Below are 15937 nucleotides of genomic sequence, written 5' to 3' on the forward strand. Positions count from 1 at the left end.
GCCCGCGGGGACGCGCGGCCCCGCGGGGGGGGTATCCGGCGGCCCGCCCCCCCCGGGCGCGCCGCGCCGGGGCGCCGGGGGGGGGGCGCCACCGCCCCGCGCCCCCACCGCCGGCCCGCTCATCAGCCTCCGAGACCCGACATCGCGCCCTGGTCGGCAAGCTCGGTCTGGCCTATCAGGGTCCGCATCCCGGCCACGAGGCCGGCGTTCAGCCCGGCACCGGACTGGATCTTCGGGCCCTTGGCGGTCCTCAGCTTGGTGAACCGCTTGTCCCGTGCGGCCTTGCTGCGCTCGTGGTCCGACAGCAGCACCAGTTCGCCGGAGCCGGTACCGCGCGCCTCGTCGAAGGCCTTGGCGCGGACGCTGCGGATCTTCGCCGCGGTGCGCTGCCCCCATCCGACCCACCAGTCCCGGCGGAAGCGCGCCATCTCCCGGTTGATCTCCTTCTGGGTCCGCCACGCGCCGCTGAGGTACTCCCGTTCCCCCTTGGCGTCCTGCGCCAGCATCCCCTCGGCCTGGAGAACCATGGCCGGCCACATGAGTTCGAGGAACTCGGCGGTGGAGGCTGGCATGAACGCCACGATCGTGTAGTGCGCGGTGCTGCCGTTGTCGTCGGGCTCGCGCCAGGCGACCGTCACGCCGCCGTAGGCCATGGCGATCTGTTCGAAGGCGGCGCGCCGCTGCCGTCCGGTGTTGCCGGGGTTCGGGATCAGCACGGTGTGCTGCACGATGTCCTCCGGCTGCTGCTCGCCGGCCGCGTCCCTCAGGTCGGCTTCCTCGATCTGGTACTGCGCCATCAGCTCGTGGGCGAGCGCGGCTGCGGCTTCGGCCTCCTCCTTCGACTGGCCGGTGTGGTTCGCGCGGTCGAGGATCTTCTTGATCCTGCGCTTCATGCGCTCGATCTTCTTCTGGTCGATGTCCTGCTGCTCGGTCATGGCCGGCCTCTCCGGTTGCGCGCCCCACCCGTGTGCGGCGCTTCGTGATGAGTAAAAGCTATCGATTGGGCGTGGTGGGGTCACTGCCTGCCCAAGGTGACCCGCACCCTGCCCGCTGGCCGCCGCCCCGCACCCGGGCGGCTAAGGGTGCGCTTCCGCACCACTAGCGGTGCGCAAGCGCACCCTTGCGTCAGCAAAACCCCAGGTCAGGGCCATAATCCATATATTCAAAAACGTGCACGCGTGATACCCCCTCCGCGAGCGCCAGGCAAGCCTGGCCCGGCAGTGCCGCGCCCGCTGCGCTGCGCCCCTGCCACCCGGGGAGGAAACTGCCCTCCCGCCGCGAGCGGGAGCCTTCGGCGCGCGGAAGCCCCGCCACGGGCTCCTCCGGACCCCGCCCGCGGCGGATCCGACACCATGGCAGGCCGCCACGATTCGGTGCCCCAACGGTCACCCGCCAGCACGCCACGTTTCCCGCCGCGCCACCAACCGGCGCCCGGCTTCCCGCCCCTCGACCTCCTCCACGTTCCGCACCCGCAGCAGCACCCCGTCCTCAGGCCGGCCGGTGCGCCGCGCGGCCTCCATCGCCGGGATGTCCTCCTCCGGCGTACGGCCCGGCGTCAGCGTGTGCAGTCCGGTGCTCACGAACTCCCAGCCCCCCGTACCGTCCGTCACGTACAGGTCGGCCACCACGTACCGCAGGCCGCCGGCCTCGTCCACGTCACCCATGCTGATCAACCCCTTCCAAGGGTTCTGCCTGTTCCACCGCTCCCGTTCGGAACGGACGCGCCCCGGTCCCGGCCTGATGCCGAGGCCGCGCCGACCACGCCGAACGGTCCCCGTGTTCGCCCGTCAAGACGCCGCCGGGCCGCCTCCCACGGTGGGGAGGCGGCCCGGCACGAGCGGCAGCGGCTCAGCGCGGATCCACCCCGAACCCCGTACGGATCAGGCGCAGCAGGACCGCGCCCGTGTGCTCGGGGCAGCTGAACCACTGGTGCTGCTCGGTGTCGAGGGAGTACATCAGGGCCTGTCGGCCGCACACCGTGCACATCATCGTGTCGTCACCGGGCTCGACCAGTCCGGTCGCCAGCTCCGGGTACATCTTGTGCTTGCGCTTCTCCGTCATGATCGGATTCTTCCTCAGCTCGGCAGGGCCGCGGACAGGCCGGCCGGGTGCGGGGCGACCCGCGCGACCACGGCGCAGTCGGGGCACACCAGGGTGCCGGCCTCCGTCCCCGGGCGCACCGCCCACCCCACCGGGCCGACCCACCGCCCGTCGTGGTCGCGGACCTTCACGAACGACGCGTGCCACCCCCGCGAGCGCGCCGCGCCCCGGATGCGCTCCCACATCTCGCCCTGCGACGGGCCCTCGAACACCGCCGCCGACACGTCGCCGTCCTCCACCGGCGTATCGCACAGGTCGCAGCTGCCCCGGTACACGATCTCGCCGAACAGCGACGGCTCCGGTTCGACGCCCTCCAGGCGGCGCGCCGCCACCAGGTCGGGGAACTGCGGCAGGTACTTGGTCATCCTCATGCCCATGGCTTGACTCTCCTTGTGAATCGGCTACTTGCGGCCCGACGCCGACCACGACGGCGTGCACTCGACCCCGTCGTGGTCCCAGTCGAGCTTCGGGTTGAACCCGGGCTCTCCCCGGTGCAGCGGCGCCTTCCCGGCGGCCCGCACCTCCGCGCAGTCGCGGTACGTGCCGCCCGGACCGCGCGGCGCGGCGCCGTCCGGTACGGGCGCCGGGGGCGTGACGAGCACCGTGACGGTCGGCGCGGGACGTCCCTGCGCGGTGCGGGTGACCGTCACGGTCGGCTGCGGAACCGGCATGCCGCCGAGGGGCACCACCGCGGTGGGTACCGGCACCGTGGCCGGCGGGACGGGCTGCGGCCACGCCGGTACCTGGTACGCCGGCGGCGACGGCCACCCCGCCGGAAGCCCCGGCCGTACGGGCGGTGGCGGTACGACACCGGCCGCCCCCGCCACCACCGACACCAGAACCAGCATGCCCAGTGCCCCCAGGGCCGCCGGATGCTTGAGCAGCTTCACCACCTTCTCCTTCGCCTCCCGGCGCGCGCCGCCGTCGCCCCGCCTGGGCTCGGCTCCGTCCTCGTGGTGCTGCTGCGCGCGGCGGCGCCACGGTGAACCGCCCCCCGCGTTCACGTCCTCGCGAAGACTGCCCGCCTCCTCGCCGCGTTCCAGCGCGGCACTGAACCGCTCCCGGTCCTCCAGCTGCTGGCGCTCCAGGTCGTCCTGCCGCGCCAGCAGGTCGTCGAGCCTCACCCCCGTCTCCGACGCGATCTCGTTCTGCCGGTTCAACACCTCTTCGATCCCGGTGTGGATCTGCCGGAACTCGTCCCGCCACGCACTGCGCCGCCCCACCGCGGCCACCCCTCTTCCGCTCGTCGCCGGGGGCCGGCCGCCCCGTCCCCAGGGGCGGCCGACCCCGCATCCGTCTCTACCTGAACCCCGGGTCAGAACCCGAGCAGCGCCCGGAAGCCGTTCACCGGGTCGGTCTCGTACAGCCCCTGGCCGGTCACCCGGGCGCTGATCCTCGCCAGCAGCAGCGGCGCCTGAACCGCGGCCTTCTTCGACACCTTGTGCTCGACGACCAGCGTCCCGACCGCCGCGGCCACCGCGGTGGGCGTCAGCTCGTCCAGCGGCAGTGCGTCGACCAACTCGGCCAGGTACTCCTGGTGCCGGGCCATGTACACCGCGAACGTCCCTTCGCTCACCCCGAGAAGACCGTGGTGGGCGTGCCGGGCGATCAGGTGCCCCACCGTCCCGAGCTCGACCGGCGCCCGGCCGCCGAAGTCCGGGCCGTCCGCGGTGATCCGCACGCGGCCCACCAGCGGATCCGGGTCACCGCCGGTCGGCACCGGCGTGTTCGCGTCCGCTTCCATCTGCGCGTTGCGCTCGGCCCTTCGCCGTTCGGCCGCGACCTTGTGGGCCCGCTGCGCGCGGTTCTCGGAGTCCGCGCGCACCGTGGCCAGCAGCCCGACCAGGTGCAGGTCCGTGCCGACCGGGGTGACCGGCTTCGCCAGCACCGCGCTCCACGGCTCCGGGGCGGTCGGCACCTGCCCCGGCGAGCGCCACCGCAGGTGGTAGGCGAAGCCCTCGGCCGTGGTCAGCTTCCACAGGTTCACCCCGTAGGCCGCGATGGTCTCGTTCTTGCGCACCTCCGGGGTCGCCTGTACGACGAACTGCGGGTCGCCGGCCTTCGTGTCGGCTTCGACCTGCCGCGCCAGGTCCGCGTCCGGTGCGCCCTGGTGGCCGGCCCACTGGTCGCGCAGCACCGCGTACTTCTCCTCGCGGCGCGAGCCTTCCTCCGGGCTCGGGTGCTGCACCAGACGGCCGCCCATCATCGTCCAGTCGCCGCCGTAGTTGTTGGCGTGCCGGATCCCCATGGACTCGGTCCAGCTGGAGCGGCCCACGCAGGTGCCCTCCAGCCAGTGCACCCGCACCGACCGCGAGTTCACGTTGTTCGCCTTGCGGCCCTCCACGACGACGCCCGGCGCCTGGTCGTCCGCGAGCGGGCCGCGCCGCACCAGGTCCCCGACCGCCCAGCCGAACGCCCGCCGCTCCCGCGCCAGGTCCTCGTGCCGCACGAGCCGCACGTCCTCGATGGGCACCTCCTCGGCGACACCGGCCGCCTCCGCCCACTCCACCCGCACGCAGGCCGCTCCGACCTCGGTGACGGTGCCGCGCTGCACGATCATCCGCGGCCCCGCGCCGATCTGCGGCGGCCAGTACTTCACCTCGCGCTCAACGTGCACCCGGCAGCCGTTGAGGCCGCCCGCGACCTGCCACGCCTCGCGGATCCGGCGGATCTCCTCCAGCTGCTCGGCCAGGATGTCGGCCGCCGCGTCCCGCAGGACATCGTCGGTCTGCTCCTCCACCGGGGCGACGGGCCCGGCGGCGGCCGGCGCCTGGTCGGCCTCGTGTGCGGCGAGGTCGTCCTTCGCCTCCTTGAGGGTGTCGCCGCCCACCGGGGAGCGGTCCTCGCGGCGGATCGGCTCCCCCGTGGGGCCGTACGCCGCCCACTGCTTGGCCAGCCCGGTCTCCTTGCGGATCTCGGTGCCGTCCTCGCGCCGGTACTGCCCGGCCTGTACGCGCTTGAAGGTGCTCATCGCATCCTCGCTTCCGTGTGCTTGGTGATGAGTAAACGCTATCGAATGGCGGGGGGTAGGTCACTGCCACCGCAGGTGACCCGCCACCTACCCCCCGACCGCCGCTCAGCCCCGGATGCCGAGCCCGGCCAGCTCCGACACCAGCGCGAACGCCTGCATCTCGAACGGCCGCCGAGCCCCGCCCAGATCGGGCACCCCGTCGCCGTCCTCCCGCGCCTCCTGCGCCACGGCGCACCGCTCACGCTGCCACGAGGCCATCAGAACGCGCCCCTTCTCGGCGACCTCGCGCACCGCCGTGACCTCACGCGGAACCGCCCCGTACGGCAACGACGCCGCCCCGTACACGCTGCGCCACACGGCATCGGCCGCGACGGACAGCCCGAAGCCGTTCAGGACGTCCTCACAGCCCACGCACGCCATCCGGCGCCGGAACCCAGCCTGCTGCTGGTAGACGCACCAGCAGTCCTCCAGCACCGCCACCCGCCGGACCGAGGCGCGCAGCTCGAACCCGAACGGGTCGTCGCAGGCCATCTCCTCCACGACCTCGCGCAGGTACCCCGCCGGGATCTCCGACACGAACCGCACGGCGCCGTCGCCGAAGGTCACGAACATGCCCTGCACGTCGGCGCCCCGGTCCTCGCGGTAGTAGGCGGTGCCGGCGCTGAACAGCGCGCCGAGCGCGTAGTGCACCTCCTGGAGCTGGTCGCTGACGTCCGCCACCAGCGGCTGGCCCTCGCCCGGGTCCGTGATCACGAACCGGCCGTCCGCGGTCTCGATCACCCGCAGCACTCCGGCCCGGCTGACACCCCGGCCGTCCTCAGTCCACATCCGAATCGTCCTCTCCTGATGGTGTGCCGGCGCCCGGCAGCAGGCCGGGCGCCGTTTTGCTGGTCAGCTCCGCGCCGTACGCGGCTGCGGGATCGTGCCGTCCGAGTACTCCCCGTACAGGTCTCGGCGCACCTGGCCGGCCGCCTCGGTGTCGCCGAACCAGCCCTCCGCGCTCGCGCGGGCACCGCAGCCGTTGCAACGGCCGCTGGAGAAGAGGCAGCGGCACGGGTCGATGTCGGCCACCGGCAGCATCGAGACGCGCAGCTCGTAGCCGAACGGGTCGTCGTAGACCTGCTCGGCGACCATCGCCTCGAGGTCGCCGCCCTCCACGAGGAAGCCGACTTCGTGCTCCTTGGCCGTCGTGCCCGGCCGGCCGGGAATCACCGCGTGCACGACGTGCCAGCGGCGTCCGTTCACCGGCTTGTCCTCCAGCTCGCCGACCCGGAAGACGGCGCCGTTGCCGACCCACTGGCCGGGCCGGTTGTTGCACGGCCAGGTGAGCGCGCGGTCCTGGTCGGGGAAGGCGATCTGCCAGCCGCTCGGGCCGGGGATGACGCGCCGGGTGTGGTCCTGGGCGGTCGCGATGTCGGGTGAGGGCATGACGGTGTCTCCGTTCGTCGGTACGGGGTCGGGAAGGGTCGTGCGGGAGGCGGGCCCGGTGGCCCGTGGCTCCTGCGCGGCCGGCCAGCGCCAGGCCGGCCGGCCACGCAGGCGGCACGGGGTCAGTCCCGGCGGCCGGCCAGCGAGTACGGACCGTAGACGGCCGTCTCGACGGCCGCGGCGGCCTCGGTCCTGCCGTGCTCGCCGAGCTGCGTCCCGCAGCCGCGGCACGCGTTCTCGCCGTGGTAGAAGCGGCACGAGCACGGGTCGATCTCGGCGACGGGGAACAGCTTGGCCCGCAGCTCGAAGCCGAAGGTGTCGTCGTAGGCCATCCGCGAGATCCGCTCGGCGGTGCTTCCGCGCCAGGCCCGGCCGGTGTAGTACTCGCGCGGGTCGTCGCCGAACGCCGCGTACACCTCGTGGAACCAGCCCTCGTCGACCGGGTCGTAGGAGACGGGCGTCGCACGCCACAGCGCGCCCATGGACACGAACCGGCCGCCGGGCACCGTCGTGACCAGGACCTCGCCGCGCTCGGTCAGGCGGATCTCGTAGCCGCCGCCGGCCTTCGGCATGACGTAGTTGGTGTGGTTCTCGGTGGTCACGGGCTCGAACAGCACGCTGGCCTCCTCGTGGTCGGGCGGGGCGCCCCGTCCCGGACGCCCCGCATTTGGTGATGAGTAAACACTATCGATTGGATGCGGGCAGGTCACTGCCCGCCCGCAGGTGAGCCACCCCCTACCCGGCCGCGCCGCCCTCCTTCTGCCGGCGCTCCGTCACCCGCTCCTCCCGGTACACGTCGTACTTCGCCAGCGTCAGCGAGTGGCCGCCGACAACGAACCGCTCTCCGCGCCACACCGCGCCGTCCGCGGTGTACGCCAGCCACTTCCACGGCCGCCCCGACGCGTTGCGCCGGATCTCCACCCCGTCCGCGCGCCGGTGCACCCCCGACCCCATGTCCTTCCACACCTCGTCGGCCCGGTGCGCCTTGTTCTGCGCCACCGCGTTGCCCATGAACGGATGCCCGTACGTCATCGCCGCTCTCCTCTCGATCCTCAGCTGTAGGTCGGCTCGGCCGGAAGCTGCGCCCGGTTCAGCGGCACCGGGCCCCCGCCGGCCTCGCGCAGGGCCTCGACGAAGCGGGCGTAGTCGACTCGCAGGCCGGCCCACATCGCGATGTAGATGCGCACTGCCGCGACCCGGCCGCGTGCCATGTGCCTCCTCACGTCGTTGTCGGCGGCGTCGCGCCGCGCGACGGCGTCGGCCAGCTTCTCCTGGAAGTACGCGTGCAGGTCGTCCGGGTCCCACCCGGACAGCCGCGCCCTGGCCAGCACCCCCGGTACGAACGGCAGCGCGAACTTGAGGACCCGGTTGGCGTGCCACCGGTCGATCTCGCCCTCGCGCACCATCGCGTTGAGCACGTCCCGTGCCGCGCGCTCGGTCGCGGACATCTTCCGCGCGGGCTTGCGCGCCGGCCTCTTCACCATCTCCGACATCGTGTCCTCCTTCTCGTGTTCGACGGGCCCGGGGCGAGCACTTCGCCCCGGGCCTACGGTGCTGGCTCAGTCGCGCTGTTCGAGGATGCCCGCCACCTCGTCGTGGCTGCGGGCCAGAGCGGCGCGCTCGCCGGCCAGGGACTCGGCCAGGGCCCGGTTGTAGTGGGCCAGCTGGTCCATGCCGGCCGCCTGCGAGGCCGGCCACTTCTCCAGCTGGTGCGCCGTGAACGTCGACCTGCCCGGGTTCTCGGTGAAGACGGACAGGTCGTTCTCGGCGAGGTAGATCGCGTTCTCGCAGCAGACCCAGCAGTCGGCCGGCCCGTGGACGGTCTTGCGGCTCTCGGGGCCGCGCGGCCACACCCGCAGGACCGTCTCGGCCTGCTCGCGGCTCTCCAGGCCGGGCACGAGGACGACGCCGTTGGCGGTGACGATCCCGAACTCGCCGGTGCCGGCGCCGTCGCGGGCGTGCTCGAAGACGATGCCGGCCTGAACGAACTGCGGGCTCGGCGCGGACGGGTCGTCGGCGACCGTCACCTCGTGCAGGGCGTGGACGGGGATGCCGAGGTACTTGGCCAGCATCCCGTGTGCGATCTCGGTCGAGACCATGTGCTCCTCCTGGTGGTCGGGCGTCGCGCCCGGTGGACGCGCCGCTTGGTGATGAGTAAACACTATCGAGTGGGCGGCGGTAGGTCACTACCCGCCGCCCACCGCCCCCTACGCGGGAGCCGCGCCGCCGCTCCCCAGGCCGGCCCGCAGACGCCGCGCCGCCGCGAGCATCCGCAGCGCCTGCGCGCGCTCCTCCTGCGTCATCTCGTCCTGCTCGTCCTCGGCGGTGCGCATCTCGTCCTCCACGTTCCTGTTCCTCCTGTCGGTCAGTTCCGGCGCGCGGCCACCGCGCGCACGCACGCCCGGCAGGTCGTCGCCCGCCACGGCCCGCGCGGGCGCACCTGCCATGCCGGTTCGCTCTTGTGCTCGACCATCCGGCCGCACTCGGCGCCCGCGAGCGTCGCGACCCCGAGGGTGCCGTCCTCGGGGGCGCGGTACTCCCACGGCCCCGCGAGAATGTGGACCTCCGGCACCCCTTCGGCCGTCGCCGTGCCCCACCCGTGCGGGGCGACGTCGCGCGCCGCCCCGCCGCCGAGCAGCACCAGGTACTCCAGGCGCCCCGCGTCGTCGCCGGCCACGGCCGGCGCCTCGCCGAGCAGCGCCACGGAGTCCAGGACGACCGGGCGGCCGGGCGCCGCGGGCGTGAGCAGCGCCGCGACGACCGGTTCGTCCTGCCACGGGATCTCGGGAGCGCTCACCCGACGTCCTTGAGGTACGGCTGCGGCACGCGGCCCTGCGCGATGCGCTCGGCGCTGGCCAGCGGCAGCTCCTTCATGCACGGCTTGTACTCGGCGCCGAGCAGGCCGCCCTCGCGCACCTCCTGCCACCAGCCGATCGAGTACTTCACGTTGTTGTCCTCCGACGTCTCGCCGTACATCCACTCGGCGGCGGCGATCAGGTCCTCGATCTCGGCGGTGAAGGGCGTCTGCTGGTCGTAGTAGCGGGCGACGCGCACGGCGTCGCGGCAGCCCTGGGCGTGCACCTCGAACATGCCGCCGGTGTTGCGGTACACGAAGTCGATGTTCATGTCGGTCTCTCCTCGGTTGTCGTGGCCGGCCACGGCCGGCCGGGGGTCACAGGCCGGTCAGGGTCCGCAGCGACTGGTCGAAGCCGCCGCGGCCGGTCAGGGTGTCCAGCACGAAGGACCCCGGCGCGGCGCCGCGCCGGATGTCGAGGGCGTCGGCCAGGAACAGGTCCTTGCCGCCGAAGTCCTCGCGGTTGACGATCCGCTGCCCCTCCAGCCACAGCAGCGCCGCGGTCGCACTGGGGAAGCGCAGCGAGACGGTGACGGGCTCGTCCTTGTCGATCTTGTCCGCCATGGCGGTTCCTCCTCGGGTGCGGGAAACGGGGCGGCCGTCCGGCCGCCCCGTTTGGTGATGAGTAAACACTATTGAATGGGCATGGGTAGGTCACTGCCTCCCGAGGTGACGCGCGCCCTACCAGCCCGCGAACTCCGGCATCACCGCGTCCGGGTGCCCTTCGGCGTGCTCACGGCGCACCCGCTCCCAGAACACGCGCCCGAAGCCGCGCACCCGATCACGGGGCCCTTTCTCGACGGGCCCGCACGCCGTGCAGTGCACGAACACCGGGGACATCACGTCGGGGCGCTCGCGGATCTCCACCACCGCCGGCCCCGGAGCCTCCACGAGCACGGTCTCCCACCGGCCCTCGAACGCGTCCTCCACCAGATCGTCGGTGCGCCCCGGCTCCGGCCCCATGGTGTAGCCGACCCTCGGATTGCCGGCCATGTCGCGCCAGAACGCCAGCTGCTTGAGACGGCGGGGCGCGAACACCAGGGCCACCCCGAAGTACTTCACCGTCGTCAGCGGGTTGTCCCAGCTCAGGATCGACGGCGTGTAGACCATGTCGTCGGGCGCGACCGTCAACAGGTTCACCGCCGCCATGCGCACCCGGGTGCCGGCGGTCGTCTCCACCCAGAACGGGGCGGCCGGGAACCGGGGACGGTCCTCGAACTCCTCCGGCATGGACTCGGTCGCCGTGAACCGGCCGCGGAAGCGGTGGCGCTCGGCGTGCAGGTCGCGGTCCCGCGCGGCCCGTTCGTCGTCTCCGTCCTGGCCGACCTCTCCGCACTCCGAGCAGCACACCACCCAGAGCGGGACACCCGGCTCGCCCTGGTCCTGTACCGACACCACGATCGTCGCCTCGCTCACCGGGCTTCTCCCGTCCGGGCGGCGCGGGCCGCGGCCTGGGCCTGGCCGGCCTTGCGGTGCCCGTAGATGAGCAGCAGCTCGTAGTCCGTCCGTTCGCGGTAGCGCATCCACGCCTCGTAGCGCTCGGCGGTCCCGAGTACCTGGTCGAGGGGCGTCTTCTTGGGCAGCGTGAGCGCGCAGTACGCCGCCGCCAGGACGCGTTCCTCGGGCCGCAGGGCCATGCCGGCCCCGGTGTGCCGGTGCAGGGCGGCGAGCGCCCGGTCGATCGGGGCCATCTGCTCGGCGGTGGGAAGCGCCGGCAGCTCGGCCTTCTCCTTGAGGTGCGCGGCGGCGGTGAAGCGCGCCACGTAGACCTGGGCGCGCTCGGGGCAGCAGCTGACGGCCAGGTTGTCGGTCGGGACCGGCGCCCGGCCGGGGGTCGCCAGGTAGTAGACGTTGATCGCGTCCTCGGCGCACGGCTCCTTGGCCGGGCACTCGGTGAGGCGGAGGATGTCGACAATCACGGTGGTGTTCTCCTTTGTCCGCCGGGGCGCCGTGTACGGGCGCCCCGGCCAGTGTTGACAGCTATCGAGTGCGTGCAGACGGCTCGCTGTCCGGGGCCACCTGCCGTTCCCGGACTTCCTTCTGGCGCCAGGAGTAGGCCTGCAGCAGGTCGTAGGCCGCCGAGTTGAGGTGCCACCTCCAGGAGTGGTACCGGTCCGCGGTCCCGAGCGGTCGCCCCAGGACGTCCTGCGGGGGGAGGTTCAGCGCGCAGTAGGCCGCGGCCCACCGCTGCGTGTCGTGCTGGAGGGCGGCCTGGCCGCCGGGGCGGCGCATGTACGCGAGCGCGCGGTCGACCTCGGCCAGCTGGTCCCCGGTCGGCATCGGCGGCAGCTCGGCCTTCTCCTTGAAGTGCGCCACGGCGTGGCCCTCGGCGTAGGCCTGTGCGCGCTGCCGGCAGCAGCTCACGAGCTTGGTGTCCCAGATGTCCGGCTCCTTGCCGGGGTCGGCCAGGATGTAGACGTTGATCGCGTCCTCGGCGCACGGCTCCTTGGCCGGGCACTCGGTGAGGCGCAGGATGTCGACAATCACGGTGCTGTTCTCCTCGGTTCCCGGGGCGCCCCGTGCGGGCGCCCCGGTTGGTGATGAGTAAACGCTATCGAATGGGCGCGGGTAGGTCACTGCCCCGCCGTGCGACGCCCTACGGAGCCGGGTACGGGCTCGGACTCGGCAGCAGCGCCGACAGCCCGGCCGGGTGCGGCGCGAGGCCGGCCGGCCCGCAGCAGGACGGGCACAGGGTGATCGTGCGCAGTACGTACGCCGGCAGGTTCCCCCGGGCCCGGACGGCGGCGGGGGTGTCCTGGCGCACGGTCGAGACGTGCCATCCGGCCGCCCGCGCGCCGGCCTCCGCGCTCGGCTTGGTCAGGTGGTGCACCGCGGTGCCCGTGTCGGAGTCCAGCAGCAGCGCGGGGCAGCGGTCGCAGGCCACGGCCCACGTGCTGACGTGGCGTCCCGACACGGGGGACTTCGGCAGGTCCGTGCGTTCCAGTAAGCGGGCGGCCATCGCGGGCTCCTCAGGGCTGGTCGGGCAGGGCGGGGAGGTGGTGGCACAGGCAGCGGCCGTCCTTCATGCAACCCTTGTGCCAGCGGGTCAGGCGGCCGATCAGGTCGCGCCGCTCGTGGGCGGCGGTGCGCCGCCGCTGGCGCAGGAACACCGTGCGGGCCAGGCGCCGGGCGGTGCGCGGGTCGGTGCGGTAGCAGGCCGCGAACCACTGGATCTCGCGCTCCTTGTCCCGGGGGCTCGCCCAGGTCGAGAACGCGGTCGCGGCGTGCCGGCGCGCGTTGTGGGACATCTCGTACCAGGCCGGGTGGTACCACCGGCCGTTCATCAGGATCTTGGTGACGTCGCCGAACGGGTCGATCGGGCTGCGGCGCTGCTCGGCGGGGACGGTGCGCTCCTCGTGCTCCTCCCAGGCGAGGGTGACGACCCAGTCCGGCGCCGGGGTGGGGTAGGCGTTCTCCAGCGCGTTGGCGAGCGACAGGCGCCCGCGGTCGACCGCGCGCGGCGCGCTGGAGTGCTCCAGGCGCATGTGCTCCCTCGCGTCGAGGCCGGCGCGCTCGGAGTGCGAGCGCAGGGCGCCGACGATGCCGTGCGCGGTGCACACCGCGCGGTAGGAGCGCGGACCCCGGGGGACGTTCTGGACGGTCTCGATGTCGCAGGTGGCGAGGACTGCGGCCGGCATGGCGCGCCCCCCTTTCCGCAGACCGCCAAAGACAGCCTGCCAGAGTTGAGTAAATACTATCGAACCATGATGCTGAGCATCTGTCATCCATCCCTGGTGAACGGGCCCCGGTGGGCGCCACGTTCACCCGGCGATGAGTAAAAGCTATCGGAAGGTGGGGGGTAGGTCACTACCCCCCACCTTCCGCCGCCGTCAGCCGACGAGCTGACGCCACCCGTCGATGTCCGCCCCCGCCAGGCCGGCCACCTTCACCAGCAGGATGGTCTGCGCCAGGTGCGTTGCGAGCGCGATGGTCGGCCGCTTCTCGATCATCTGCCGCACGACCTGCGCCATCTTCTTCGCGTCCAGCTCCTTCATCACGATGCCGTCCGAGAACTCCGACACGTTCTTGTCGTGACGGCGCCACACCTCGCGGGTGTTCTTGTTGTGGTGCGTGGACATCCCCAGCTTCTCCACCCGCCACGCCACCCAGTCGCCGACCGTCGCGTCCGCGCCCAGGTTCTTGGGCAGCTCAAGCGGCTCGACCGTCCGCGTCGACCGCGCCCGCGATCCACCCGACGACGCGCGCTTCTTCGGCGTCCCCGCCGCCGCCACCCGCAGGCCGGCCACCACCTCCCGCAGCCGCGCCACCTCCGCCCGCAGCTCCTCCTCCGTCGCCGTGTCCAGGTCGATCTCCGGCGCCGGCAGCGACTCCTCCTGCTGCTGCTCCTGGTCCTGGGCCTCGTCCTTCTGCTGCGCGTCGGCACCCGCGCCGTCCGCGCCGTCCGCGCCGTCCGCGCCGTCGTCCTGCGCGGCCAGCGCCCCGCCGTCGCCGACGACGTTCCCCTCGGCGTCGATCCGCTCCAGGCTCGACAGGAACGGGTACGACAGCGACTTCGTGTCCTCCCACCGCACCTGTCCCTTGAGCGCGGTGTTCACCGTCGCCATGGTGCCGCTGCTCAGCCGCAGGAACTCACCCGTGCGCCCGTCCTTCGTGCTGCGCACCCGCGTGCCCTTGGTCCACAGCTTCTCGGCCTCCTCCCGGGTCAGCTCCGGCCCGTCCTGCGCGTCCGCCTTCGGCGCGCCGCTCTGCACGGACGCCCCGGGCATCGGGTGCGATCCCAGCGACTCCGCCCACTTCCAGACCGCCTTGCGGATCTCGCCCTTGTCGTCCAGGCCGGCCGTGACCTCCTGCGGGAACAGGTTGTACCCGATCACGTGCCCGACGCACAGCGCCACCGGGTCCGCCGCGACGATCTCCACGAGCGCCAGCGGCTTCGTCGCCCCGCTCAGGGAGCACCCGTCGCACTGCCCGAACTCGCCCACGCGACCGACGACGGTCATCTTCGTCGTCACGACGTTGTCCAGCGCGGCGCCCATCGCGTCGTGTATGGCCTGCTCGAACCGCATGCCGCGCTGCTCCGGGGTCCGGCCGTCCGGCGACTCGTGCGCGGCGCGCACCTCGTGCCCCCATCCGAACTTCATGACCCGGAACTCCTGGCCGAAGCGCGTCACCCGCCAGTAGTCCTGCTCCAGCTCGGTGACCTGGGTCTCCGTGTCGAAGGGGAGGTGGCCGGTGAGCGCCGGGTGGCGCTCCCACGCCTCGCGGCCCTCGCGCCGCTGCATGGAGTCCTGGCGCATCCACGCCGCCACGTCCTCGCGGGTCCTCGACTTCGGCGCGTCGCTCGCACTCGCCGAGGCCGGGCTCTTCGGCAGCCACTTGACGGTCCAGAACTCGGACTCGCGCCCGGGGTGGATCCCCTCGACCTCGTAGCCGAACCCGTCCTCGGTGGTCACCAGCCACTTCTCGCGGCCCGACTCCTTGTCGACGTTCTGCCAGATCTCCGCCTCCAGCGGCAGCACCGGAGGCTCGGCGTCGAAACCGTCCATGTCCTCGGCGTCCTCGTCCGAGCCGCCGCGGTACAGCTCCAGCTCGGTGCCCGCCTGCGGCTCCTGCGTCACCTCGTCGGAGCAGTCCGCAACCTCGGTCGCTTCGGTCGCTTCGGTCTCTGCCGCCCCGCCGGCCGGCGCGTCCTGCGGCTCCTCGTCCTGCTCACCGCCGGGCACCGCGTCCGCGTCGATGCCGGCCGCTTCACGCCGGGCGAGGGTCGTGGGGGCGTCGAACTCCAGCAGTCGCGGCTCGACCTGGTCCGTGGTCTCCTTGCCGTCCCACCGCAGCGTGTAGACGCGGTCCCCGGTGCGCGGGTGCGTCGCCGCGCCGAGGATCGTGGCGGTCTTGTGCGTCACGCGGTGGGTGACCACGTCGTCGTCGGCGAACATCCGCAGCCCCTGGGCGAGCAGCACCGCGTCGGCGGCCGTCACCTCGTGCTGGATCCGCGACGCCCCCGACTTGAGCCGCGCCGCGGCCTCGCTGCCGGAGCGCAGCACCCACACCGCGCACGGCGAGCAGATCGACCAGTAGTCCAGCGCCTGCGCCTGCTTCTCGGTCGGCACGTACTTCGCGGTGGTGGTGCAGCCCTTCGCCTCGATCGCGGCCAGCAGGTGGAAGCTGGTGGCGCTGCCGTTCATCACGCGGGTCTCGGTGCGCTCGGGAACCGTGATCAGCCCGCTCAGGAACTTCTCGCGCTCGGGGTGGATGCCCTCGGGCGCGGGGACGGTGATGGTGTCGGACACGGTGTCCTCACTTTCGTTCGGTTGGTGATGAGTAAAAGCTATCGGAGGGGGAGGTGATGGCGCACTGCTCGACGGCAGGGCGTCCATCACCTCCCGCCGCGCCGCGTCACGCTGCCGGCGCCCCGTAGAGGCCGTCGTCGCCGATGACCAGCTCGGCGCACTCGAAGGCCAGCTCCGAGCAGACCGCGCAGTGGTGCCGTAGGAAGTTGAACCGCAGCACCGCCGGCGCGAACGGCTCCGTACTGCGCAGGATCAGGTCGGCCAGGGCGGCGCGCTCGGCGCCCGTCCGTTCGGCGTGACTCATGCCGCGCTCCTCTTCGCTCCGGGGCCCTG

At 72.8% G+C, this 15937-nt stretch carries 23 protein-coding genes; all 23 read right to left on the reverse strand.

Translation table 11 applies throughout. The annotated features are described in order from the left end of the window. Positions 1-122 precede the first annotated feature (122 nt). Positions 123-935 carry a DUF2786 domain-containing protein gene (locus ACFC1T_RS09115; RefSeq protein WP_375885530.1) on the reverse strand — a complete coding sequence of 271 codons (813 nt, stop codon included), beginning with the start codon at positions 933-935 and terminating at the stop codon, positions 123-125. A gap of 450 nt (positions 936-1385) precedes the next feature. After that, entirely contained in the window at positions 1386-1664 is a 279-nt protein-coding gene (locus tag ACFC1T_RS09120) for a hypothetical protein (RefSeq protein ID WP_375885533.1), read from the reverse strand. Positions 1665-1848: 184 nt separating this feature from the next. After that, positions 1849-2061 (reverse strand): hypothetical protein, encoded by a 213-nt coding sequence (locus ACFC1T_RS09125; protein ID WP_375885535.1) that lies wholly within the window; start codon positions 2059-2061, stop codon positions 1849-1851. 14 nt (positions 2062-2075) lie between these two features. Then, positions 2076-2477: a hypothetical protein gene (locus ACFC1T_RS09130; protein ID WP_375885537.1), complete on the reverse strand. Its 402-nt coding sequence runs from the start codon at positions 2475-2477 to the stop codon at positions 2076-2078. Between the two features lie 24 nt (positions 2478-2501). After that, on the reverse strand, positions 2502-3323 hold the full coding sequence (locus ACFC1T_RS09135) for an excalibur calcium-binding domain-containing protein (RefSeq protein ID WP_375885540.1): 822 nt from the start codon (positions 3321-3323) through the stop codon (positions 2502-2504). A gap of 92 nt (positions 3324-3415) precedes the next feature. Beyond that, entirely contained in the window at positions 3416-5071 is a 1656-nt protein-coding gene (locus tag ACFC1T_RS09140) for a hypothetical protein (protein ID WP_375885543.1), read from the reverse strand. 105 nt (positions 5072-5176) lie between these two features. Continuing rightward, positions 5177-5899, reverse strand: coding sequence for a hypothetical protein (locus ACFC1T_RS09145; protein ID WP_375885546.1), 723 nt, complete (start codon positions 5897-5899; stop codon positions 5177-5179). A gap of 63 nt (positions 5900-5962) precedes the next feature. Further along, entirely contained in the window at positions 5963-6499 is a 537-nt protein-coding gene (locus ACFC1T_RS09150; protein ID WP_375885548.1) for a hypothetical protein, read from the reverse strand. A 122-nt stretch (positions 6500-6621) separates the two neighbouring features. Further along, on the reverse strand, positions 6622-7116 hold the full coding sequence (locus ACFC1T_RS09155; RefSeq protein WP_375885550.1) for a hypothetical protein: 495 nt from the start codon (positions 7114-7116) through the stop codon (positions 6622-6624). 118 nt (positions 7117-7234) lie between these two features. Then, the gene (locus ACFC1T_RS09160; RefSeq protein WP_375885552.1) at positions 7235-7531 is read right to left on the reverse strand and encodes a hypothetical protein; all 297 of its coding nucleotides are present in this window, start codon (positions 7529-7531) and stop codon (positions 7235-7237) included. Between the two features lie 20 nt (positions 7532-7551). Beyond that, positions 7552-7992, reverse strand: coding sequence for a hypothetical protein (locus tag ACFC1T_RS09165; RefSeq protein ID WP_375885554.1), 441 nt, complete (start codon positions 7990-7992; stop codon positions 7552-7554). A 66-nt stretch (positions 7993-8058) separates the two neighbouring features. Then, positions 8059-8598, reverse strand: a complete 540-nt coding sequence (locus ACFC1T_RS09170; RefSeq protein ID WP_375885555.1) for a hypothetical protein — start codon at positions 8596-8598, stop codon at positions 8059-8061. A gap of 108 nt (positions 8599-8706) precedes the next feature. After that, positions 8707-8844 (reverse strand): hypothetical protein, encoded by a 138-nt coding sequence (locus tag ACFC1T_RS09175; protein WP_375885557.1) that lies wholly within the window; start codon positions 8842-8844, stop codon positions 8707-8709. 20 nt (positions 8845-8864) lie between these two features. After that, positions 8865-9296: a hypothetical protein gene (locus ACFC1T_RS09180; protein ID WP_375885560.1), complete on the reverse strand. Its 432-nt coding sequence runs from the start codon at positions 9294-9296 to the stop codon at positions 8865-8867. Then, entirely contained in the window at positions 9293-9625 is a 333-nt protein-coding gene (locus tag ACFC1T_RS09185; RefSeq protein ID WP_375885562.1) for a hypothetical protein, read from the reverse strand. The genes ACFC1T_RS09180 and ACFC1T_RS09185 overlap by 4 nt, the downstream gene beginning before the upstream one ends. Before the next feature lie 46 nt (positions 9626-9671). Further along, positions 9672-9917: a hypothetical protein gene (locus tag ACFC1T_RS09190; protein WP_375885565.1), complete on the reverse strand. Its 246-nt coding sequence runs from the start codon at positions 9915-9917 to the stop codon at positions 9672-9674. 117 nt (positions 9918-10034) lie between these two features. Next, entirely contained in the window at positions 10035-10769 is a 735-nt protein-coding gene (locus tag ACFC1T_RS09195) for a hypothetical protein (RefSeq protein WP_375885567.1), read from the reverse strand. Continuing rightward, positions 10766-11272, reverse strand: coding sequence for a hypothetical protein (locus ACFC1T_RS09200; RefSeq protein ID WP_375885569.1), 507 nt, complete (start codon positions 11270-11272; stop codon positions 10766-10768). Before ACFC1T_RS09200 ends, ACFC1T_RS09195 begins: the two co-directional genes overlap by 4 nt. 61 nt (positions 11273-11333) lie before the next feature. Continuing rightward, entirely contained in the window at positions 11334-11840 is a 507-nt protein-coding gene (locus ACFC1T_RS09205) for a hypothetical protein (protein ID WP_375885571.1), read from the reverse strand. Between the two features lie 109 nt (positions 11841-11949). Further along, the gene (locus ACFC1T_RS09210; protein WP_375885573.1) at positions 11950-12312 is read right to left on the reverse strand and encodes a hypothetical protein; all 363 of its coding nucleotides are present in this window, start codon (positions 12310-12312) and stop codon (positions 11950-11952) included. A 10-nt stretch (positions 12313-12322) separates the two neighbouring features. Beyond that, positions 12323-12991, reverse strand: coding sequence for a hypothetical protein (locus tag ACFC1T_RS09215; RefSeq protein ID WP_375885575.1), 669 nt, complete (start codon positions 12989-12991; stop codon positions 12323-12325). Between the two features lie 192 nt (positions 12992-13183). Beyond that, positions 13184-15604, reverse strand: a complete 2421-nt coding sequence (locus ACFC1T_RS09220; protein ID WP_375885577.1) for a hypothetical protein — start codon at positions 15602-15604, stop codon at positions 13184-13186. 106 nt (positions 15605-15710) lie between these two features. Next, positions 15711-15908: a hypothetical protein gene (locus tag ACFC1T_RS09225; protein ID WP_375885578.1), complete on the reverse strand. Its 198-nt coding sequence runs from the start codon at positions 15906-15908 to the stop codon at positions 15711-15713. Positions 15909-15937 lie beyond the last annotated feature (29 nt).

This window comes from Kitasatospora sp. NPDC056076 (assembly GCF_042266305.1).
GTDB lineage: Bacteria > Actinomycetota > Actinomycetes > Streptomycetales > Streptomycetaceae > Kitasatospora.